Here is a 23,259-nt window from a genome sequence, read left to right as displayed (position 1 = left end):
GATGCTTAAAAATTTTATTATTCATCTAAAAAATGTTATATTTTTTAAGTTTGCTATATGTTGTTTGTGTATTTCTAGCATTTTATGGTTGCTGCAAAGTCTTAATAAAGATTATATGGAGTCGATTAGCAAGAATAACAATATTGCAGAATCCCTAGCTCAAGAAACGTTAAAGCTATATTCTATAATAAATTCAAAAAATAAAATACTAGAGACCTATGCAAGATATACGAAATTATTATCTATTTCTGCTAGACAAAGTTGTTTAGAGAGAGCAAGGTTAATAATGAAAATTGATAGTTTGTCAAAAAAATACAACCTAAATGAGCCGATTACTATATCGATTAAACAAGAATTCTTAAGTGGTATTAGATCAGATATGGGAACAAAGCAAGATACTATAAAGATAAAGAATTATGATGTTTACATAAGATTCTCTACTAAAGATTTTGTAACATTCTCGACAATCATAAAAGAAATATACTCTTGTATGCCGGAAAATACTATTGTACTATCTATAGACGTCAAAAAAGAAGATGTATTAGAGCCCAAGGTTATTTATAAACTATCAACAGAAAGAACCCCTGATGTGATTTTTACAAAACTCAACATGCGTATAAGAGAAATAACAACAAATAAATAAAATTATGAACATCTTCAACAGTACAAATATTTCTATATGCAGAAAAAGCATATGTGAAGAGTTAATTAATAATATAACAAAACAAACATGTTTAACACTTGCTAATGTCATAGCTATTGATTACGAAATTAGACTTAAATCAATACCTGAAATTAATGTGCATATAGGTAATTGCATTGGTAAATTACGAACTTTTTTTGGTCAAAAAGTTATTACCGATGAGAGTTTTTCAACAGTTTTAATGTTATTTTCGGTAGCAATCTCTTCAAGTGCAGTAGACTATCAGGATAAAGATAATATTCTAAACAAATCAGAAGATATAGTAGTTGATACAATAATAAATACAAATTTTGGTGAGGCAAACTCTGAAGAAAGGGAAGTAATAAAACGAGTGGTAAAAGATTTGTTGGCAGCAAAAAATAATTATGAATTAACAAACTTTATTCAAGTTGAACCAGAAATATTTCGTACAACGGTAATGCATGCGGTAAAAAAGTATCAACAGCCCAAAGAGGTAAGTGATAATGTTCAATTGGAAATTAATAGAATAGTAACTGTTGCAACAAAACATAATAAGAAAATGGAAATATTTAAACAAGCAACCAGCAAAATTATAACTGCTATTAGTGTTTTAGCAGTTGGGGCGATTAGTGTTGCAACAGCCGGGGCTACATTTGCTTTTATGGTAGTCCCGGCTTCTATTCTAGCAATAGAATATGCTCCCAAAATAGGAGAGAAGATGGGGGGGATGATTCTTAGTGCTGATAAATCGATGAGTGAGGAAGAACAAAAAATTACTACTCTAAAAACTAATTTGTTAAAAAATAATAAAGAATTTTTGACCAAACAACAATCAGTAGAGCATAATGTTGCAAAGGAACATCTATTGAGTAGTGAGGTAAAGTCTGTAGCTAATCAAAAACATAACAAATTAAATATAATAAAAACTCAGGTACAGCCTAACTTGCCTAATAAACAATCTTCACAAAATAGCAAGTCCTCAGGATATGTTAAACAAAGGTAATAATATGCTAGTAACTTGGATTCTCCTTATATTTGCCGGATTATTTGAAATAGGTTTTTCTATATCGTTGAAATTGTCAGATGGTTTTACCAAAATAAAACCTATTATAGCTTTTATTGGTTTTTCAATATTAAGTTTTATTTGTCTTAGTAAAACTCTGGATAAACTACCTCTTGGTACTGCTTATCTTCTATGGACTGGTATCGGAGCGGTAGGAACAGTAATAGTAGGAATAGTGTATTTTAATGAGCCATATTCTGCTATGCGAGTTTTCTTTATTAGCACTATGATAATTTCCATGATAGGTTTGAAGTTATCTTAACCCATTTACCTTAGGTATAATCCATGGCAATTTATTGCTTCGTTGACCTATGGGCTTCCTTGCAATGACTTTGAGCAATATTACTTATAATAACTATGATCAGGCTTATTTACCCTAAATTTTGGCAAAGTAAAAATATTATTGCCTACTTATTATTACCATTAAGCTGGTTATATCTTTTTGCTAGTTATCTACGAAGGATCACAGCTCAGCCAATAATATTTCCTTGTAAAGTAATTTGCGTTGGTAATATAAGCATCGGGGGTACTGGTAAAACTCAAATAGTAATCTTCCTTGCTCAACTATTGAAAGCTATTAATATTGATTTTATAATTATCACTAAAGGTTATGGTAGTAATCTTCAAGCAGCGTTGTTAGTTGAAGCACACCATACAGTAGCAGATGTCGGGGATGAAACAGTAATGCTGTTAAAATATGGTAAAGTCATTGCCGCAAAGAAAATTCAAGATATAGAGCCTTTTATAGAAAAGATTAAGCCAAAGGTGATTATAGTAGATGACTCGATGCAGAATCCTAATTTTCATAAGGATATTGTTATTCTGTCAGTTGATGCTAATAGATTATTTGGCAATGGGTTCTTAATTCCAGCTGGTCCTCTGCGTCAATACCCCAAACAAGCTATTGACAAAGCTGATATAGTTATTTCAGTAGGTTCTGATTCTTTTCTCTCATATAAGAAGTATCCATTTCTATACTCAAAGCAGAAGAGTATACAAGCTCAAATAGTTCCCTCTATAAATATCGACAAGACAAAAAATTATTTTGCCTTTAGTGGTATAGGAAATCCTGAAAGGTTTCTCTCTACATTAGAAAATTATGGATTGCAGTTAATCGGTCATAAGATTTTCCCTGATCATCATCAATATTCTGCAGAAGATTTAGAATATTTAAAAGAACAATCAAAAAAATCTAACTCTCTGCTAATAACCACTAGAAAAGATTACGTAAGAATATGCGATACTGATCTGTCCGTAATATGTTGCGATGTGCATTTATTATTAAATAATCAACAATTATTAGTAGATTTAATATATGAAAAAATTATTTAAAAATATTATATATTTACTTGAATATTTTTTTGTTTTAATAGTACTAAAAATACTAGGGGCATTGGGTATTGACAAATCTGTAAATATTTGTCGATACTTAGCAAGGAAAATAGGTCCTTTGTTACCAGTTAATAAAGTTGCAAAAGAAAATATTCAAAATATTCTTGGCAATAATCTATACACAAATGAAGGATCCATAAATTCTCAAGCAATCGTTAATCAAGTATGGGATAATTTTGGCAGTTTTATAGGAGAATTTCCATATGTTAATAAGATGTCAGAGGAAGAATTATCTAGACGAATAGAGATAAGTGGTCTTGAGAATATAATAGGATTCCAGAAATCACAGCAACCATTCTTATTCTTTACCGGACATTTTGCTAATTGGGATTTTGCTCTTAAAATTAGCAATAAATTTTATCATAAATTTGCTATTATCTACCGCAAATTAAATAATCCTTATGTTGACAAACTAATTAACGATACGCGTATAAGTAATGATATAAAGCTAATTCCCAAAGGAGCACAAGGTGCAAGAGAGCTAATATCTGCCATCAAATCAGGGTATTCCATTGCCATGCTGGTAGATCAAAAAATGAATAATGGCATTGAAGTGCCACTTTTAGGTCAGCCCGCCATGACTGCTCAGGCAATTGCTAAAATTGCATTACAGTTCAGCTACCCAATTATACCATTACAAGTGGTTCGCACTAATAGTAATAACAGTTATTTTAAAATTATTATTCATCCGCCAATAAAATTACAAAAAACTAATAATAATCAAACAGATTGTTATAACATAATGGTTACTATTAACCAAATTTTAGGTAATTGGGTTAAAGAAAACCCAGGTCAATGGTTCTGGTTTCATAATAGATGGAAGAAGAATAATAATAAATATTCCAAGATTAAGTAATTGCAATTACTTAATAAATATGTATACTCTCCTGCTTTGAAGAATTGATACCGCAAATATACCTGCGAGGATATTCGCCTACGTACCTTTTTTACAGTTAAATGTGAGTCGTAGGTAAAACATGCATTTTTATAAAAATTTAATAAAAAATAATGTTATGATAAGGGTAACGCCTCCTCAAAAAATTATATCTTTCTCTGAAAATAAGTCTGACTTAGAAAAAATTACTCAATTTATTAAGGATGGTTGGGCAATAGTAAAGTTAATACCTTATGGTAATTATTTTATTGGTGTCATGGAAAAGATGCAGCATGACCACACTATAAATGACCAAGATAGAACTGTTTATATACCTCCAAGAAAAAAGATCATTTTTACTTGAGAGTTTTCTATTTTCTAGGGTGTGAACAAAATCTAGATAGTTCCTCCGTCATTGTGCATATGCGTCAGCAATTATCTTTTTTACTTTTTTATAAAAACAAATAATAGTGGATTCTAGTGAAATAAAGCTAAATCGAGGACTAGCTGAGCTTTATAAGAGTAGCAGAAATGGTGCTAGATGAAATTATAAGCTACCTACAGGTTATTAAGTAAAAATCTACAATGTGATATTACTAAGGCTAATAAAAATGAAATAAGCTTATACAAGGCTATGAGCTATTGTAAGGAGATAATAGGAAGAATTTATAATGATTTAATAAAAGGTTTAGTTAAAAGCCTTGAGAAATTTTTACTAAAATTGCAAAAATTTGCTCAAAAATCCAGGAGAAAAAACAGGTCTTCAACTTTCAGATATGCGGTTTATAGCATGTTTTCTTTTCTCCTTAAACTAACGCCTATGCGTCATTGCGAAAAGCTACTTTAGTAGCAACGAAGCAATCCAAAAAAACGACCAAAAATGGATCAACTATGTTGAGGTTATTTAATAGCATTGCATTATTAATTCAAACTGATTATCATCAGTAACAATAATTTTTGTATCAGTGTTGTAGATAATTGGATCATTAACTCGTTCATGACCGAATCTATTGGTCTTAAATATTGGGATTTTTAAGGTAGCCGCAAAATCAGTAAGAGTCCTAATCATGGTCTCGTTATCATTTCCACAAGTTCCAAATATTATAGCGTTTACTCGTTCTAACAGCCCTGCTTGTTTTAAATGATATAAGATACGATCTATTTGGTATGGCTTTGTATCAACATCTTCCAAGAAAAGTATCTTATTTGCCGTTTTTATTTGCCATGATGTACCTATAGATGTTTGTACAATGCTTAGATTACCGCCTGTAAGATTACCTGTAACGATTTTACTGGATTTTGCCGCAAGGTTAAGTGCGGATAATCCTTTAATTTTAGCTTGAGTTTCTTTACCAGAAATTATTTTTGCTATTTTTATAAAATTTTGACGATCTTTAGTTGGCTTAAGTATTTCAACGATACCATTACCATGAATTGTCTTCCAACCCCATTCTTGCGAAAAGAAAATATGTAAAGCTGTCATATCACTGAATCCTATAAAAAACTTTTCCTTTATCGGTTTCTTTAAGCGTTGTAAGTCAGGAATTAATTTAGCTGAACCATATCCCCCACGAAGAGCCCATATTACGTTATTTGATTGATCAGTTAAGGCCTTTTCCAAACATAATAATCTTGTTTGATCATCGGAAGAATGGAATAGGCTTTTTCCTTTAAAGCAATCATTTGGAATATTTAGTTTTAACGAAGTAATATTTCTCAAATTAGATAATATTTCATTGCTGACTCCTGAAGCAGGAGCAACAACAGTAATTTTTGTATCTTTCAATAAATTAATAAATTCTGCATTATTCTTGTTGAACTCTGAATTAGCAAATGCTGATAAGGACATAAAAATAACTGGTAGGAAGATTGTATGAATTGTTAGGAGCCTAATATGTAAAAGATAATTGTTAAATTTCATAGAGTAGTATACCTATTTATGATATGGATGGTTTTCTATTATGGTCTGAGTCCGATATATTTGTTCTAATAATATTATTTTTGCCATTTGATGGGGCATAGTCATTTTTGAAAGGCTAAGATGGATATTTGCTTGTTCAAGAATCGATTTATCTAAACCGAATGCACCACCAATAATAAATTGTATATTTTTACCTGATTGCAAATTATTTGTTATTAATTTTGTAAATTCATGACTATTATAACTATTACCAATAATGTTTAGTACTATTTTACAGGATTTTTCTTCTAAAAATTCATTAATTAATTTACCTTCAAATTGTTTGATTTGTTCAGCTGGTAATTTTTTTGAATAACAAATTTCTGTGGATTTTATATTATATTTTATCAATTTTTGATAATCTCTGGCAATTGGCTGATAATAATTATTAAGTTTACCAACGGAAATTATTTGTATTTGTCTCATTACTTTATTATTGATTAATTAATTTAATTATACACCAAAAAAGTTATGCACTAAGTAAAAGTTAGAAATTTATATTGACTTTTTATATATTTTTAATTAAAATGTTAACGAGCTTTAATATATACTTTAAGCAATTATGGCAACATATCTTGGCTATCAATAACATATAAAACTGACCTTAGCATAGTTACCCAAAATAAGTATTTTTTATTTACCCACAAAGTTATCCACAATTTATTCTGATTATTTGTCAAATATACTTGATTAGCTCTTCAGCAATATGCACAGCATTTAAAGCTGCTCCTTTACGTAAATTATCAGCTGTAATCCATAAATTAATGGTGTTTTTTTGACTATGATCTTGTCTAATTCGTGAGACATAGACCATATCCGTACCTACTACATCTTTGGGAGTGACATATTGTATTGGATATAAATGACAATTAACCTCAATAGAGTCTGATTCTTTAAGAATCTCTTTTACTTCTTCCGCATTTATTGCCCCACTAAATTCAACATTAACTGAAATAGCATGACCAACAAACACCGGTACTCTAACACAAGTTACACTAGCTTTAGCATGTGTTCCTATAATTTTTTCTAATTCCAGGGCGATCTTAGATTCTTCACTAGTAGAACCATCTTTATTAAAGCTACCTATATGCGGGAATAAATTAAAAGCTATTTGATGTGGAAAAACTTTAGGTTCAATGTCCTTAAAAACATATTTTGCCTTGGTTTGTTCATACAGTTCTTCCATTCCTTTTTTGCCTGCTCCGGAAGCTGACTGATAGGTTGATATAACCAGTCTCTTAATCTTTACGGCATTATCCAAAGGCTTTAACGCGGTAGCTATAGGAACAGTACAGCAATTCGGATTAGCTATAATATTTTTAATAGTATAATCTTTTAGGCTAGCCAGATTAGCTTCTGGAACTATCAAAGGAACATCAGGATCAAGTCTGAAAAATGATGATTTATCGATAACTACGCAGCCTTGCTTGGTAACCATGGGTATATATTTCTTTGATATTTCTGATCCGGCTGAAAAAAAAGCAATATCAATTTTACTAAAATCTACACCATCTATATCAGTTATTTTTATAGTACCATCTCCAAAACTAACCTCTTTACCATTAGATTCACTCGATGCTATAGCATAGATATTATTAATTGGCAAACTTCTCTCAAATAAAATTTCTAGAGTTTCTCGCCCAACATTACCTGTTGCCCCAATCACTGCGATATTATATTTTTTTGTCATATATAATCTATATTACATTAGACCTCTTGCAAAACTCTACTTTTGCTGGTAATTTGGACAATGATACGGTACTCGAATCCTCACGTATATTAGAGTACGCTGCGATTCCAGGTTAAGCATCTCCTCCAAATTCCTCAGCATAAGCGAGTTTTGTAAGAAATCTATTTTAAATTTATAATGGTAAGCATTCACGGTTTTTTTGCTATTTTCTTATGATGAATAAAAAATCTGCTCGCCAAACATCTATATAGCGAGGAGCTACTTTATAGTGACTAAACAATCCAGGAAAGTAATTAGAAATGGATTGCTTAGACCATTGCATGGTCTCGCAATAACGTATTGTACTTTAGCTTTTTTTCCGTGAACGATCACTTATAATTGCTGGTTTGTAAGTTCAAATCTCAACCTCTTACAAATTTCTCAGAAGGTAAATTTTCCATGAGATTTTTGGCTATTTCACTATCTGACATACTATTATTTTTTGTAGATTGCATATATGTAGCTACCAATTCTACCATTTTATCGCAAAACTCAGACTGCAGCATTTGAGAAGCTTCTAGTTTTTGCCTATTCATTAAGTCTATAGTCTCGAGTTTCTTGCTTTCTAGAAACTTATCAATTTCTGCGTTTTGTTGTTCAATTAGATTATTGGCAGTTTCTTTGCCATCTCTGAGCATTTCTTCTCTTAGAACCTCAATCTGTTGTGTTTGCTTTACAGCATCTTCAAATAATAAGTTCATATCTTCATTAAGCTTTTGGGCTTCTAAGACTTGGTTTTTGATAGCAATAATTTTGTCATCTAACGATCTTAAAATTATATTTTTTATTGGTCTATAGACTAAATATACAAAAATTAGGAAACAAATAGCCAGCCAAAATCTTTCGTCAAATAATTGTATCATTTTATCCCATTATTTTATCTTTTTGTAAGACTTTTTTAGTAATTCTATATCAACCTGTTGATTAGTAATTTTTTGAATTAATAATTTTGCTAAATTAACACATGCATCATTTTCATCAAGCCAAAACGACTTATTAATTGTTTCTATGTCATGACGATTATTTTCAATTTGTACTTTCAATTCATTATGGAGCTGCTTTTTTTTTGACAAAAAAGCAGCTTCCATCGCATCTTTAGCTTCTTTCTTAATATTTTCTACGATATTTGATGTTTCTTCCAGCTTACTAGCACATTGCTTATGCAGACTATCAGCTTTTGCTGCAAGTTCTTCTGTACTAGCAACATTAGTATCTATATAATCTTTCCTATTCCTAAGAATTTTTTCAGTTAACGGTACGATGAACTTATGAACTAGAAGATATAAGAAACTGAAAGCAACTACCAACCAAAAGATTTGCGAACAATAAAAAACAACGTCAAACTGAGGCATAGTTCTTAAATAAATATTAGCAAAATTGCAATTACAAATGAGAATAAACCCATAGCCTCGGTAAGTCCTGCACCAATTAATGCTACTTTTTGTAATTGTTCAGCAGCTGAAGGGTTACGAGCAATTGAAGTTAGCAATGCACTGAATATATTACCTACACCAATGGCAGCACCTAGCATACCAATAGCCATAAGACCTACACCAATAAATTTTAGAGACGTTATGTCCATATTATATAAACTCCTAATAAAAATTTCTAATGTGAATTTACAGCATCATTCAAATATACACAAGCAAGAATTGTAAATATATAAGCTTGAAGTATTGCTATAAAAATTTCAAATCCAATAAGGATAACAATTAGGGGGATTGGTAAGAATTTAAGGAAAATCATTGATGAAACTATAAATCCTGCCATCACCTTTAATAATACATGTCCTGCCATCATGTTAGCCGCTAATCTTAAAGATAAACTTATGGGTCTTGCTAAATATGCAAATAATTCTATTACGATCATCAGCGGAGCTAACCACAGGGGTGTACCTTTAGGTAAAAATATTGATAAAAAATGCAGACCATGATTAATAAAACCAATAATTGTTACCATAAAAAATATCATAATTGCTAAGGCAAACGTTACTACTATATGGCTAGTAACAGTGAATCCATAAGGGATCATTCCGAGCAAATTACATAATAAAATAAACATAAACAAGGTGAAAATGAATGGTATGAACTTACGCCCCTTCTCTCCAACATTTTGACTTAACGTCACTGTAATTATATCATAAATTATTTCAGCACTAAGCTGTAATCTAGACGGAATAATTTTTTCTGATTTTAAAGCTAAATAAAAATACAACAGAGCTATAACCCCAGCAAGTACCATATACAAACTGGAATTGGTAAAACTAATATCAAAACCAAATAAGTTGATTTCTACTAGTTTCTTTATTGCAAATTGATCTAAAGGACTATGGGACATTATTTCTTAATATTTAATTTTTGCCAAATTATTCTAAAACCTGCAAGCATGCCTATCAATAAGAATATTATAACACAAAATGGTTTAGAATGAAACAATTTATCTAATGTAAAACCAACAATTAACCCCAACATCACGCTAGAAACTAGATATAATGCAATAGCAAACGCATCAATTTGTTTTTCTGGATTAAGCTTAGGACATCGAGGATTATTTGTTTTAAGTTTCTTAACTCTTTCTTGGATATCTTTTAATTCTTCTAATTTTTTTTGTTCCACATGTATACATTTCTATCATTTAGGTATAGGGTGAGTAGTAGAGTTTTCTAATGCTTTATCAATTGTCTTAGAGAGAGTTTGTAAATCATAGCCGCTGGTCTGTATGCCATTAACAAAGAATGCAGGTGTACCAACAAAATTTGGGACACTAGCAGCAAGGTTAGTATTGGCAAGTAATATTTCAACAATCTGGTTATTATTAAGACATTTAGCATAAGTTTCTGCTGACATTCCGCCAATTTGAGCTATATTTGTTAGCAATTCACGATATCTATTACTGCTTCCCCATTTATCTTGTTGCGATAGTATTACACTTTGGAATTTAAGAAAACTATCTGTATTATTTTGACAGCGCTGTAAAATTGCTGCATCTAAATCCTGTTTATTACCAATAAATTCACGAATTATGTAAGCAATTTTATTAGGGTCAATATATTTCTCTTTAAGTTTCGGTAAAATTGTGTCATGGTAATAAGCACAATGCGGACAGGTTGGAGAATAATACTCAACTACTACTACATTTGCCTTGACATTACCAAGAACTATATCATTTTGGCTAACATTGAACGTTGGCTTATGAGGCATATGTTGTATGCTAGCAACCTGTACATCAGTTTTTACATCAGCAGATTCAGCTTTTGCAGAATTATTTGTTGTCCCTAAAGACTCCTCCTTGTCAGTTAAAGTCGTAGGGTCTTGCTGGTCTACTTTCTGATTATCTACTATTATATCTAATTTATCATTAGCAGGGTTGTCATCATTTTCTTCCGGCGGTGCTTTTTCCTGACTTACCTCTACCTTATTATCAGCTAACTTGTTTTTATTATTAGATGTATCACTTTCTTCTGAGCATGATATCAACAATAATGAAACTAGAATTATAATGATAGTATGCATAAGTCTGGATATACTTTTTAAGTTAAATTAAAACACAAATATTATATAAATATAAAGTTTTACTTACCTTTAAGCAATAAAAAATGTGAGTACTCACGGTTTTTTTACTATTTTCTTATGATGAGTAGAAAATCTATTCGCCAAGCGTCTATTAGCGAGGAGCCGCTCATAGCACCCACAATTTTTATTCTATAAAGTATTACAACAGCATAAAAACGTCATTGCGAGACCACGTAGTGGTCGTTATATATTATTTTTTCTTGCATTATCGGGTAGGTCCATACAGAAAGTATTCTAGGAAGCTACCTGCAATAACTAATTAATTATATTTTGAGATATTTTTTGGCGAGAATAAATATGATTTTTGAAGGAATAGTGTACCTGTTTCAAGAAAATCACGTTTATTCACAGCCAAAAAGAGCCAAATATAGAATTAATTAGTTATCGCAGACTGCAGGAAAGGAGTTTATCTACTATTACCAGGCTTTTGCCTAGTTATTAGTGGTTTTGCTGGTAATTTTGCTGGAGTGCTAGGTAGTGCTTTTCCTGGTCTAACCTTTTGCAAACTCTGTCTAACCTTTTGCACATTCCGCCTTATTTCTTTTGTCTTTAATTCTTGCTTTCTTAATGCTTGTACCTTTTTAAGTGCTACTAATGGTTCATTTAGCTTCTTAACATCTGCTTGCATTTTCTCTAATGTCATTTGTTGGTTCTGCTGCTTAGAAGAGTCTTGAATTTGTGGATTACCAAGGAGTCCTTTAATATTATCAACAATAACATCTATAATAGCACTTACAATTTTTGCAAACCAACCTGTTTGCTTAGATTTTGTCATTGATGGTTGTAAGGTATCTCTATCACTCTTATCGGATTTAGACGGTTCTTTAACTAATGGCTCTGGCGATGTTGCAGGAGAATTAGTCTCTAACTTATTATCCTTTGGACGGGCAGCTACTTTATCAACTACTTTCGTTGTTGGTTTTATCGGCTGAGGTTGTTTAGTCTCATTGTCTTTTAATTTCTCAACTTTCTTTTGTGGCTTTTCGACAGTTGGTGTTGAATCTTTTAACTTTTTAAGCCTAGCCTCTAATTCTTCGACAGTTGGTACTGGTGCAGGATTTTTTAACGCTTCTTCCGTAGGTCTTGGATCTCTTATGGCTTTAAGTCTAGCTTCTAATTCTTGATCTTTTTGTTTCCCTAATGCCGCACTTTTCTTATCTAAATTAACTTCAGACTGCATTTCCTCTATTAATTTATCTACTTCCTGCTCAGAAACAGAACCAGCAATTCTATCTAATGAATCATTGAATACGTCCGCCACTTTTTCGACTTTAGATAATTCTCTATCTAAATCGTCAGATACTTTTTCAAATTCTTCATTAATATTTTGTATTTTATTACTCAAAGAATTAGATTTTGTATTTTTCTTGGACATATTATAACCAATTAGTTATTTTATACACTATGTATTAATTATAATCTATTCTATTAGTTCCTACTAGTAATTTCACTAAAATATATATTTTTTTAAGTCTTTATACTTGTAAAATTGTTAATTTTGTGATATACATACTATGCTATAATTGGTATGTGTTTAATTCCTTCAATCAACTAGCTAATGCTCACACAACAAGCTATTCCTTCTCCCCCATTATCAAACAAGCAGCTACTTGCATTTTTTGCAATGACAGTCGGAATGTTTATGGCAATATTGGATATTCAAATTGTTGCCAGTTCTTTATCAGTTATTGCCGCGGGGCTTTCTGCTTCTAGCGATGAATTATCCTGGGTTCAAACGTCATATCTTATAGCGGAAGTGATTATAATCCCAATAACTGGTTTTACCGCTAGACTTCTTTCTACTAGAATTTCTTATTTTATTGCTGCTTTAGGTTTTACTGTTATGAGCATTCTATGTTCATTGGCAACCAACATAGAAACAATGATTATTTTTAGAGCTTTACAAGGATTTTTTGGTGGAGCAATGATACCAACAGTCTTTAGTACAATATTTATAATTTTTTCTGTTGAAAAACGTCCAGCAGTTACAGTGATAGTAGGACTAATCGTAACGATGGCCCCAACACTTGGTCCAACACTTGGAGGCTACATTACTGAATATTTATCTTGGCATTTTATGTTTTTACTCAATGTAATACCTGGTATTTTTGTTTGTGTGATCGTATATTTATATGCTGATTTTGACCAACCTAATTACGATTTGCTTAAGAATTTTGATTTTCTCGGTATTATTTTGCTGACTATTACTCTTGCTTCTTTGCAATATGTTTTAGAATAAGGAAATAAAAAAGGTTGGACAGAGAATAGCTTAATATTATTCCTTATCATCCTGACTGCTGTTGGGTTCATTACGTTAGTTATTAGAGAACTAACATTTTTTAATCCAATCTTAGATTTAACAGTTTTTGTTAACAAGAATTTTACTTTTGGTTGTGTGTATTCTTTTGTTATAGGTATAGGACTCTACGGTGCAGTATATTTATTACCTTTATTTTTATTTACCATAGCTGGTTTTAATACTGTACAAATTGGTTTTACTATGATGATTACGGGTATCGGGCAATTTCTATCGGCTCCACTTGCCGGAAGGATGCTGGGTTCCGGAATAGATTTAAGAATTATGCTGACCATTGGTCTTGCTATGTTTAGTTTAGGATGCTATTTAAATAGTTTTTTAACAGCTGATGCTAAATTTGTTGAGTTTTTTTTACCGCAATTTATTAGAGGATTGGCGATGATGTTTTGCTTTTTACCTACCAATAATCTTGCTTTAGGGAGTATGAGTAAAGACAAGATAGGAAATGCTAGTGGTTTATATAATCTTACTCGTAATCTTGGAGGAGCCGTTGGTATTGCAATTATTAGCACTCTTCTTACAGATAAAACTAAGATTTTTAGTCAATATCTAAATGAGAATATTTCATCCACTTCACCTTCCGCTCTAATGAAGTTACAGTTTATGGGACAATTATTAGATGGCAAAGTGGTTGAGCCAGAAAAAGTATCATATTTTTTATTAGCCAATAATATAAATAAGGAAGCATTTGTCATTGCGATAAATAGCATATTTGGTATTATAAGTGCGTTGTTTTTTATGGTAATGATCTTTCTACCATTTACATCAACTGTTAGAGGTGGAAAAGGATATGATGCCCACTAAAATCTTTACTTTAATTATGTTGTTATTGATATTGTTTGGTCTAACAGGCTTACCTACAGATGTTTTTACGTTGTTGATTTCCTCGATTATTGTCAGTATAACTTATCTTTTTGCGATAAAACTCAATTTAATGCCCCGTAGGGTTTATTTAAATTATCATTCTATACTATATTTTACTTGGCTAATTAAAGAAATACTGCTATCTAGCTTAGGGGTAATGAAGATTATATGGCGGAAGAATCTTAATTTGCAACCAGTTTTTGAGTGGATTGATTCAGAGCAAAAAAACGATACTAGTCTTGTAGTATATGCTAATTCTATTACCCTTACGCCAGGAACTGTAACGCTTGACATAGCAAATAATATGTTATTGGTGCATGCTCTGGAACAATCATCAATTGACAATTTAAAGTTTGGTGATTCTACTATGAGCAAAAGGGTACAGCAGATTTGCTGTCGTGGCAAAGAGGCATGAGCCATAGTACTCTACAATTTTTTATTTATTTCCTTATGATGAGTAAAAAAGCTTACTGCTAAGCGTCATTGCGAGGAGCTACTTTAATAGCGACGAAGCAATCCATAAGAATTAGTATAGATACATCAAGACTATATGGATTGCTTCGTAGGCTTACGCCTCCTCGCAATGACGTTTTTATGCTGTTTAATACTTATAGAATAAAAATTGTAGAGTACTATGGGCATGAACCGACGAAGCAATATAACAAGCTTCGTGGATTGCCACGCTCACGTACATTCGCTCGCAATGACGTATAAGCGTCAGATATAAGTTTAAGAAAACAATAATTGAGAAACCGTCATTGCGAGGAGACCGTAAGGTCGACGAAGCAATCCAGAAATGATTAAAAATGGATTGCCACGCCACCTACGGTGGCTCGCAATGACGTATGTGCCTATAAGTCGTTTATTAGCAATAATGGTCAATGAAAAAAAATAAGCAATACCGCAAAAAAAAATGAACACAGCTATTAGTGGAGCAAAAAAATCTGCTATGTTTATAAACATAACCTAATCAGGAATAAGAAGTTATGGACAAAAACTTTAAACAAACCAGCTTTTTATTTGGTAGCAATGCTATCTTTATAGAAGAATTATATCAACTATATTTATCAGATCATACAGCAGTTGATAAAAGCTGGCAAAATTATTTCCAAAATATTGAAAATAATATAGTCAATTCAGGAGAAGTTGATGCTAGGAGCGATGGAGCGACGCCTATAAATAATAGGCGAGCGACGAGTGACGACGTCACCAACTTCTCATCAATTGACTATAATAGCCATCAGGTTACAAAAAGCATTGCTCATATTATCACTTCGCCTTGTGAAAGAGGGGAGGGGCTTGATACGGATTTTTCTACTGTTACTAACAAACTTAGAGTAAAAATGCTGATTGCCAGCTATCGCAAATATGGACATTATTTAGTAAAACTAGATCCATTGAATCTTGAAACTCTTAAAACGAAAAGTCAGTTGAAGCTTAATATAGAAGATTTTGGTTTTACTAAAGATCAGTTGAATAATATTATAGAAATTGATGATCAATTTTTTGGAATAAAATCATGCACAGTTAGTGAACTGGTTAATTTGCTCGATCAAACTTATGCTAAAGATATTGCTATAGAGTTTGATCATCTGACAAATGAAGATGAAAAAACCTGGCTTTGTGAACAAATGGAAAGTAACGCCCAAGCTCTTAATACATTAGACTTTCTGCTAAAACAAGATAAGAAGGATATACTACAAGATCTAGTGGAAATTGAGGGATTTGAACAATATCTACACACAAAATTTCCTGGAGCAAAGCGTTTCTCGGTAGAGGGGGGAGAGGCAGCTGTAGTAGCTATAGATAAAGCTATAGATATGTCTATTGTTCATGGAGTAGAAGATGTCGTAATAGGTATGGCACATCGAGGAAGACTTAGTACCTTAACTAAGGTAATGACTAAACCTTATAAAGCTATTCTATCTGGATTTATGACTGGCAGTATCTTGTCAAATGATTTAGGTATTTCGAGTGATGTAAAATATCATATTGGCTATTCGTCAGATCGAATAAGAGGTCAATCTAAGGTTCACCTCTCTATGGCAGATAATCCTTCGCATTTAGAAGCGATAAACTCAGTGGTAGCTGGTAAAGTACGAGCAAAACAAGACAACATTCAAGATGTTAATCGTCAAAAAGTAATGGGTATTTTAGTGCATGGTGATACTGCTTTTTGTGGTCAAGGTGTAGTAGCTGAAAGTTTATTTATGTCGAATTTAAAGGCTTATCATGTTGGCGGAACTATTCACTTTGTTATTAATAATCAGCTTGGCTTTACAACAAATAGTTATGATACCAGACCAAGTAGATATTCTACTGAATTTGCTAAAATAATTAATAGTCCAATTTTACATGTAAATGGTGATAATATTCAAGCTGTACTCAAAGCTACTAATATGGCAGTGAATTACCGACATAAATTTGCTAGAGATATAGTCATTGAGATCGTATGCTATCGTAAATACGGTCATAATGAAGGTGATGAGCCTATGTATACTCAAGGTGCTATGTATAATGTAATAAAAAATAAACAATCCCCAGCAACAGTTTTTGCCAATGAACTGATGGCAGAAGGAATAATTGACCAAAATCATTTTCCTACGTTAAAAGAACAATTTAAACTAAAATTAGATCAAGAATATGAATATGCTAAAAATTATCAAACACAAGCTCAGTACTTAGAGGGGTTATGGTCTGGTTACACTAGGTCAAATGCTAAAATACTCTCTACTGGTGTTAGTAAAAATACTTTAAAAGAGCTTGGTATAAGGCTTTGTCAAATACCAAAAGATTTCCCTTTAAATCCTAAACTTGTAAAATTATTTGAATTAAGAGCAAATATTTTAAAGAAAGATAAACCCATCGATTGGGCAACTGCAGAGCAATTAGCATTTGCCAGTCTATTAAATTCAGGTACCAGAATACGTTTTACTGGTCAGGATTCTGAGCGTGGCACTTTCTCTCACCGTCATGCAGTATTGCATAGTCAGGTAGATAATAGTACCTATACACCATTAAATAATTTATCACAAAGCCAAGCAAACTTTGAAATTGCTAACAGTAATTTATCTGAATATGCGGTTTTAGGTTTTGAGTATGGCTATTCATTAGTTAATCCAAAAAATTTAGTAATTTGGGAAGCTCAGTTTGGCGATTTCGCTAATGGAGCTCAAATAATTTTTGACCAATTCATTTCCAGTAGTGAAAACAAATGGCTCAGAATGAGTGGTATAGTAGTGCTACTACCACACGGATTGGAAGGGCAAGGTCCAGAGCATAGTTCTGCAAGATTTGAGAGATTTTTACAGCTTGCTGCTGAAGATAATATTCAAGTTACCTATCCTACAACCCCAGCCTCATTTTTTCATTTATTACGTCGTCAAATATACAGTAATATTCGTAAACCACTAATAGTAATGTCACCAAAATCTTTATTAAGACATAAAATGGCTGTATCCCCTCTATCGCATATTGATGAGAATACAAGTTTTGTACCTGTACTAGACGAAATTAATGAGACGATAAATGCCAAGGAAGTAACACGAGTTATATTATGTAGTGGCAAGGTATACTATGATTTATTAGAAAAAAGAGAAGCAAAAACTATTTCAGATATGGTAATTATTAGAGTTGAACAATTATATCCGTTTGAAAAAGATGTTATCATTAAAATATTAGGTAAATATAATAAGGCTAGGGAGTTTATTTGGTGTCAAGAAGAATCTAAAAATATGGGAGCGTGGAATTTTATTAAAGACCACTTAAATGACACCCTAAAAGATATGTCAATTAATAATCAATTTAAATATGTTGGTAGAAATGAATCTGCTTCACCTGCCGTTGGTACACTTAACATACATAATGAGCAGCAAGAAAAATTACTTGAAGAAGCTTTGGGCAAATAGTTAAGGGATTGCCACGACCACTACGTGATCTTGCAATAACGATGGTTGTTTTTCCTACGACTTCTAAACTATTCTGGGATATACTGCTATAAAATCAATAATTGACAATAGTTGAAGAATATAGTTAAATAAATTGAGATGAGAAAAAATATGAATGAATAAACCAAAGATAACAAATAGTAATGTAATTTTCCTGAAACCATTCACTAGGAATAAAAAATGAATAAATATTTAATATTATTAATATTGCCGCATAATTCATTTGCTCAACAACAAATATCTAATTTTGTTGCACCAGTTACTTATTTTGTCAATCATGTTAAACAATTAAATCTACTTAAGAATAATTTAATTAAATATCGACAAGCAAGTATTATAGGCACCAGCGGCATGGGGAAAACCCAACTTGCTAGAATGTATTGTTATGAAAATCAAAATAACTATAAACTTATTTGGTTTATTGACTGTAATTTAGATATTAATCAAGAACTACTAAAGCTAGCAAAAGCTATTAATAGTACGGCTAATAACTCTACTAAATCTAATCTAATATCAGAAGATATAAGATTAGTCCAAAAAGAACTAATGAATTATTTATCAAATCAAGATAAATGGTTACTAATATTTGATAATCTAAAGGTAGGTCAAAATAAGAAAGTTCAAGAGTTTGTTGAGTGGGAAAATAATGGACATGTTATATTTTGTTCCCAAGATAGTGAAATATTACCGAATATAGTCAAAATGACTGCCCTTGCAAAAAACGACGTCAGTATTCTTGCTAACAATATTTTAGAAAATAATGATCCAAAGGTAGTAGAATTCTTGAGCGAAGAATTTGCTGGTTATCCTATCATGACAGTACAAGGGATACAATTATTAAATAATGTAAAAGGTTTAGATAAAGCCGGGTATAAGGAAAAAATTCAAAAATCAACAGATAGAATTAAATTGAACATTCTATTAACTATCAATGAATTAAAACCAAATGCTAGAAAATTATTAAATAAAATAGCTTTAATAAATAATCAAAGTTTTTCAAAAGACTTATTAAGTTTTATTACGGATGATAAGAGTACCATAAATGATGATATTTATCAATTGTCTAAATTTGCCTTAATATCTAATATTGATCCACAGGAAACTAACCCGATCTTTGAAATGCACGATGTTGTTGCTCAAAAAATAACTGAAATTAATGGTAATCAGAATAATAAAATTTATTTAGAGGATATCGTTACTAAATTAGTCGGATCTGTGCCAAAAAGGAACTCGGTAAAAGCTCAGTTTTTTAGAAAAGCGAGAACTATACTTGAAAATTTTGAAATTCTTACTAGGAATGCGGTAAAATATAATTCAAGTATATATAAACTTCTGCAATTGAATGCACAGCTAATGATGCAATATGTGAATTCTGTCGATTACCTTAATGTAGAAAAAGTAATGAATTGGTTCAATGAGAATGATCAAAATGGGGCTGGTAAATTTAATTTATGGTCGATGAATGATGATGAAAAATATGCATATGCATTGTGTTTACAAGTAATAGCATGGCAATATGCTGTTAATTGGTCTAATTATAGGGTAGCAATAAATTATTGTACAAGAGCAAAAGAAATATTAGACACTATAAAAGGTTATGAATCTTTATGGAGTTTATATTATTCTTTAGCAATGTATAATATCCCATTAGGACAGGTTGAAGAAGCAGAAAAAAACATTCAAATTATAGAACAAATGCTTAATCAAGGTTTAATGGATAAATATGATATATCTTATATACATAGCGTTAAAACAGAGTTATTATTGCTACAAGGGAAGTATAATGAAGCATTAGAGCAAAATAATAAAACTATAGAACTAGACACTAAAAGTGGATTAAGTCTTGAAGACCTATTTCTTATAGAGCTTTATGTACGAAAAGTAGAGATATTAAATCATCTTAAAGAATACCAAGAAGCATATACTCAAGTTAAACAACTATATGATTTGTGTCAATCCACCGAGAAAGATGTTCATGAAATATTAGGTCGTATTTATAGTCAAATGGCAAAAAGTGAATTAGGGCTGAGTAAACTAGACCAAGCCTTAGAGCATGTTAACCAATCTATCCCCATATTTTTAGCTGATGAACGTAGGAATCCCAAAGATGCAGATTATTCAGAAGATCCAAATTTAGCTGCTAGTTATGTAATACAAGGTGATATTTTATTTGCTCAAGATAAAATAAAAGAAGCAATAGAGTCCTATAATAAAGCTTATACCATATATTATTACTTATATAGGGATAATCGTAAAAATGTAGCTCAGGTTAGTTATTTATATAGCCAAGGAGCAAAAGCTGCATGTAAAGCAAAAAATTTATTTAGTTATAAATTTTTTGGTAAACCGCAAGTCAAGGAGTTTGGCATAAATCATCCTAATACTGTATCTATGTTTGAGTATTGTAAACAATATGATATGGATTTATGGGCAAAAGGAAACTAGATTTTATATATATAGTCAATTCAGGAGAATTTGGGGCTAGGAGAGATGGAGCGACGCCTATAATTAATAGGCGAGCATTGATCGACAACGTCCCCAATTTCTCATCAATTGACTATAGATATTTAATAATATTAATATTATTAATAATGCCTCTTAATTCATTTGCCCAGAATCAAATAGCTAACCAGCTATCTAATTTTGTTGCACCAGTTACTTATTTTGTCGATCATGTCAAACAACTAGCTTTGCTTACAAACAACTTAACTAAATATCGACAAGCAAGTATTATAGGCACCAGCGGCATGGGAAAAACCCAACTTGCTAGAATGTATTGTTATGAAAATCAAAATAACTATAAACTTATTTGGTTTATTGATTGTAATTTAGATATTAATCAAGAACTACTAAAGCTAGCCAAAGCTATTAATAGTATGATTAATAACTCTACTAAATCTACTCTAATACCAGAAGATATTGTATTAGTACGAAAAGAAATAATGAACTATTTATCGAGTCAAGATAAATGGTTAATAATATTTGATAATCTGAAGGTAAGTGAAAATAAGAAAGTTCAGGAATTTGTTGATTGGGAAAATAATGGGCATGTTATATTTTGTTCCCAAGATAGTGAAATATTACCGAATATAGTCAAAATGACTGCCCTTGCAAAAAACGACGTCAGTATTCTTGCTAACAATATTTTAGAAAATAATGATCCAAAGGTAGTAGAATTCTTGAGCGAAGAATTTGCTGGTTATCCTATCATGACAGTACAAGGGATACAATTATTAAATAATGTAAAAGGTTTAGATAAAGCCGAATATAAGAAAAAAATTCAACAATCAACAGATAGAATTAAATCGAACATTATATTAACTATCAATCAATTAAAACCAAGTGCTAGAAATTTACTAAATAAAATCGCCTTAATGAATAATCAAGGTTTTTCAAAAGACTTACTAAGTTTTATTACTGATGATCAACGTACATTGAATAATGATATTTATGAATTGTCTAAATTTGCCTTAATATCTAATATTGACCCACAGGAAGCTAATCCGATCTTTGAAACGCATGATATTATAGTCCAAAAAATAGCAGAGATTAATGGTAGCAGGAATAATAAATCTTATTTAGAGGATATTATTACCAAATTAATGAATTATATACCAAAGAATGCAGTAAAAGCTCGTATTTTTAGAAATGCTAAAACTATACAAGAAAATTTTGAAATAATTTTAAGAAATTCAGAAAAGTATAATATAAATATATATAAAATTATGGCTCTTAATTTACAAATAATGGTTCAACATCATAATTCTCTTAATTATTCTATTGTAGCAAAGAAGGCTATTTGGTTTAATAAAGCCGATCAGGAAGGAAAATTTAAATTATGGTTAATGAATAATGATGAAAAATATGCATATATAAGGTATATGCAGACAATAGGTCTTTATCATATAAGTTATTCTAATTATAGGGCGGCAAGAGAATGTTTTATAAGAGGACAAGAAATATTTGAGAATGTTGCAGGTTATGAATCTTACAAATGGACTTTATTCTATAGTTTAGCAATATGTAATATTATTTTAGGGCAGGTTCAAGAAGCCGAAAAAAACATTCAAATTATGGAAAAAATGTCTAATGAAGGTTTAATGGATCAAAGTGAACTAAGCTATATACATATACTTAAAGCACAGTTATTATTTATACAAGGAAAGTATACTGAGTCATTAGAACAAAATAGTAAAACTATAGAAAATTTCATTAAAAATGGTCTAAGTCCTGATGATCTATTTTTTATACCTCTTTATACACTTAAAATAGAAATATTAAATTATCTTGGAAAATACCAAGAGGCATATGAGCAAGCTAAGAAATTGTATAATTTATGTAAACATTGCAAAGATCCTGAAGCACTTGGTTGTATTTATAGTGTAATGGCAAGAAGTGAATTAGGATTAGGCATGCTAAATCAAGCCTCAGAACATGTTAACAAGGCTATCTCCATATTTTTAGTCGATGAGCGTAGAAACCCCAAAAATGCAGATTATTTGGAAGATCCAGATTTAGCTGCTATGTATGTAGTGCAAGGTGATATTCTATTTACCCAAGATAATATAAAATCAGCAATAGAATCCTATAATAAAGCTTATACTATATATTATTACTTATATAGAGATAATCGTAAAAATATGGCATATGTTAGTTATTTATATAGTCAGGGAGCTAAAGCTGCATGTAAAGCAAAAAACTTATTTAGTTATAAATTTTTTGGTAAACCGCAAGTCAAGGAGTTTGGCATAAATCATCCTAATACTGTATCTATGTTTGAGTATTGTAAACAATATGATATGGATTTATGGGCAAAAGAAAAATAGATTTAGGGCGTGTATACTCAAATGCTTTAAATAATAGGGTTCCTTTTATAA

At 31.1% G+C, this 23,259-nt stretch carries 20 protein-coding genes and 1 pseudogene; 11 read left to right on the top strand and 10 right to left on the bottom strand.

All coding sequences use genetic code 11. The features are described 5' to 3' along the window. The first annotated feature begins 1 nt into the window (after nucleotide 1). The 6 genes from ACFELY_RS02075 (at nucleotide 2) to ACFELY_RS02050 (ending at nucleotide 4,357) form a co-directional block, all read left to right on the top strand. The gene (locus ACFELY_RS02075; RefSeq protein ID WP_094648849.1) at nucleotides 2–643 is read left to right on the top strand and encodes a hypothetical protein; all 642 of its coding nucleotides are present in this window, start codon (nucleotides 2–4) and stop codon (nucleotides 641–643) included. Nucleotides 644–647: 4 nt separating this feature from the next. Next, complete coding sequence (locus ACFELY_RS02070) at nucleotides 648–1,667, top strand: RP853 family protein (protein WP_375333498.1); 1,020 nt, start codon at nucleotides 648–650, stop codon at nucleotides 1,665–1,667. Between the two features lie 4 nt (nucleotides 1,668–1,671). After that, a complete protein-coding gene (locus ACFELY_RS02065; RefSeq protein WP_094648854.1) occupies nucleotides 1,672–1,989 on the top strand; it encodes a DMT family transporter in 318 nt (105 codons plus the stop codon). A 95-nt stretch (nucleotides 1,990–2,084) separates the two neighbouring features. Continuing rightward, nucleotides 2,085–3,059: a tetraacyldisaccharide 4'-kinase gene (lpxK, locus tag ACFELY_RS02060; RefSeq protein WP_375333497.1), complete on the top strand. Its 975-nt coding sequence runs from the start codon at nucleotides 2,085–2,087 to the stop codon at nucleotides 3,057–3,059. After that, a complete protein-coding gene (locus ACFELY_RS02055) occupies nucleotides 3,043–3,975 on the top strand; it encodes a lipid A biosynthesis lauroyl acyltransferase (RefSeq protein WP_341759723.1) in 933 nt (310 codons plus the stop codon). Before lpxK ends, ACFELY_RS02055 begins: the two co-directional genes overlap by 17 nt. Nucleotides 3,976–4,132: 157 nt before the next feature. Next, nucleotides 4,133–4,357, top strand: coding sequence for a DUF2674 domain-containing protein (locus ACFELY_RS02050; RefSeq protein ID WP_341759927.1), 225 nt, complete (start codon nucleotides 4,133–4,135; stop codon nucleotides 4,355–4,357). Nucleotides 4,358–4,897: 540 nt separating this feature from the next. On the opposite strand, the gene ACFELY_RS02045 is transcribed toward ACFELY_RS02050, so the two are convergent. The 10 genes from ACFELY_RS02045 to ACFELY_RS01995 form a co-directional block, all read right to left on the bottom strand. Then, nucleotides 4,898–5,842, bottom strand: coding sequence for an LD-carboxypeptidase (locus ACFELY_RS02045; RefSeq protein WP_375334106.1), 945 nt, complete (start codon nucleotides 5,840–5,842; stop codon nucleotides 4,898–4,900). Between the two features lie 84 nt (nucleotides 5,843–5,926). Next, on the bottom strand, nucleotides 5,927–6,379 hold the full coding sequence (locus ACFELY_RS02040; RefSeq protein ID WP_341759724.1) for a 23S rRNA (pseudouridine(1915)-N(3))-methyltransferase RlmH: 453 nt from the start codon (nucleotides 6,377–6,379) through the stop codon (nucleotides 5,927–5,929). Between the two features lie 250 nt (nucleotides 6,380–6,629). Further along, nucleotides 6,630–7,643, bottom strand: coding sequence for an aspartate-semialdehyde dehydrogenase (asd, locus tag ACFELY_RS02035; protein WP_375333496.1), 1,014 nt, complete (start codon nucleotides 7,641–7,643; stop codon nucleotides 6,630–6,632). A gap of 401 nt (nucleotides 7,644–8,044) precedes the next feature. Beyond that, complete coding sequence (locus tag ACFELY_RS02025; RefSeq protein ID WP_375333495.1) at nucleotides 8,045–8,545, bottom strand: ATP F0F1 synthase subunit B; 501 nt, start codon at nucleotides 8,543–8,545, stop codon at nucleotides 8,045–8,047. Between the two features lie 9 nt (nucleotides 8,546–8,554). Beyond that, a complete protein-coding gene (locus tag ACFELY_RS02020; RefSeq protein ID WP_375333494.1) occupies nucleotides 8,555–9,034 on the bottom strand; it encodes an ATP F0F1 synthase subunit B' in 480 nt (159 codons plus the stop codon). Between the two features lie 5 nt (nucleotides 9,035–9,039). After that, complete coding sequence (locus ACFELY_RS02015) at nucleotides 9,040–9,264, bottom strand: F0F1 ATP synthase subunit C (RefSeq protein WP_341749928.1); 225 nt, start codon at nucleotides 9,262–9,264, stop codon at nucleotides 9,040–9,042. 26 nt (nucleotides 9,265–9,290) lie between these two features. Next, a complete protein-coding gene (locus ACFELY_RS02010) occupies nucleotides 9,291–10,019 on the bottom strand; it encodes a F0F1 ATP synthase subunit A (protein WP_375333493.1) in 729 nt (242 codons plus the stop codon). Then, on the bottom strand, nucleotides 10,019–10,297 hold the full coding sequence (locus ACFELY_RS02005) for an AtpZ/AtpI family protein (RefSeq protein WP_375333492.1): 279 nt from the start codon (nucleotides 10,295–10,297) through the stop codon (nucleotides 10,019–10,021). The genes ACFELY_RS02010 and ACFELY_RS02005 overlap by 1 nt, the downstream gene beginning before the upstream one ends. 15 nt (nucleotides 10,298–10,312) lie before the next feature. Next, a complete protein-coding gene (locus tag ACFELY_RS02000) occupies nucleotides 10,313–11,194 on the bottom strand; it encodes a DsbA family protein (RefSeq protein ID WP_375333491.1) in 882 nt (293 codons plus the stop codon). A gap of 466 nt (nucleotides 11,195–11,660) precedes the next feature. Beyond that, the gene (locus ACFELY_RS01995; RefSeq protein ID WP_375333490.1) at nucleotides 11,661–12,629 is read right to left on the bottom strand and encodes a hypothetical protein; all 969 of its coding nucleotides are present in this window, start codon (nucleotides 12,627–12,629) and stop codon (nucleotides 11,661–11,663) included. Between the two features lie 183 nt (nucleotides 12,630–12,812). On the opposite strand from ACFELY_RS01995, the pseudogene ACFELY_RS01990 reads away from it, so the two are divergent. The 5 genes and pseudogenes from ACFELY_RS01990 to ACFELY_RS01970 all read left to right on the top strand — a co-directional run bounded on the left by ACFELY_RS01990 (nucleotide 12,813) and on the right by ACFELY_RS01970 (nucleotide 23,208). Then, nucleotides 12,813–14,375: pseudogene (locus tag ACFELY_RS01990) on the top strand (DHA2 family efflux MFS transporter permease subunit). Then, nucleotides 14,362–14,850 (top strand): Na+/H+ antiporter subunit E, encoded by a 489-nt coding sequence (locus ACFELY_RS01985; RefSeq protein WP_375333489.1) that lies wholly within the window; start codon nucleotides 14,362–14,364, stop codon nucleotides 14,848–14,850. The pseudogene ACFELY_RS01990 and the gene ACFELY_RS01985 overlap by 14 nt, the downstream one beginning before the upstream one ends. Before the next feature lie 571 nt (nucleotides 14,851–15,421). Beyond that, nucleotides 15,422–18,343, top strand: a complete 2,922-nt coding sequence (locus ACFELY_RS01980; RefSeq protein ID WP_375333488.1) for a 2-oxoglutarate dehydrogenase E1 component — start codon at nucleotides 15,422–15,424, stop codon at nucleotides 18,341–18,343. Nucleotides 18,344–18,562: 219 nt separating this feature from the next. Beyond that, nucleotides 18,563–20,827 carry a tetratricopeptide repeat protein gene (locus tag ACFELY_RS01975; protein WP_375333487.1) on the top strand — a complete coding sequence of 755 codons (2,265 nt, stop codon included), beginning with the start codon at nucleotides 18,563–18,565 and terminating at the stop codon, nucleotides 20,825–20,827. After that, complete coding sequence (locus tag ACFELY_RS01970) at nucleotides 20,809–23,208, top strand: tetratricopeptide repeat protein (RefSeq protein ID WP_375333486.1); 2,400 nt, start codon at nucleotides 20,809–20,811, stop codon at nucleotides 23,206–23,208. Before ACFELY_RS01975 ends, ACFELY_RS01970 begins: the two co-directional genes overlap by 19 nt. Nucleotides 23,209–23,259: the final 51 nt, after the last annotated feature.

Origin of the sequence: Candidatus Tisiphia endosymbiont of Xenochironomus xenolabis (genome assembly GCF_964264705.1) — a bacterium.
Lineage (GTDB): Bacteria > Pseudomonadota > Alphaproteobacteria > Rickettsiales > Rickettsiaceae > Tisiphia.
This window is presented reverse-complemented; position numbering and strand designations above follow the sequence as displayed.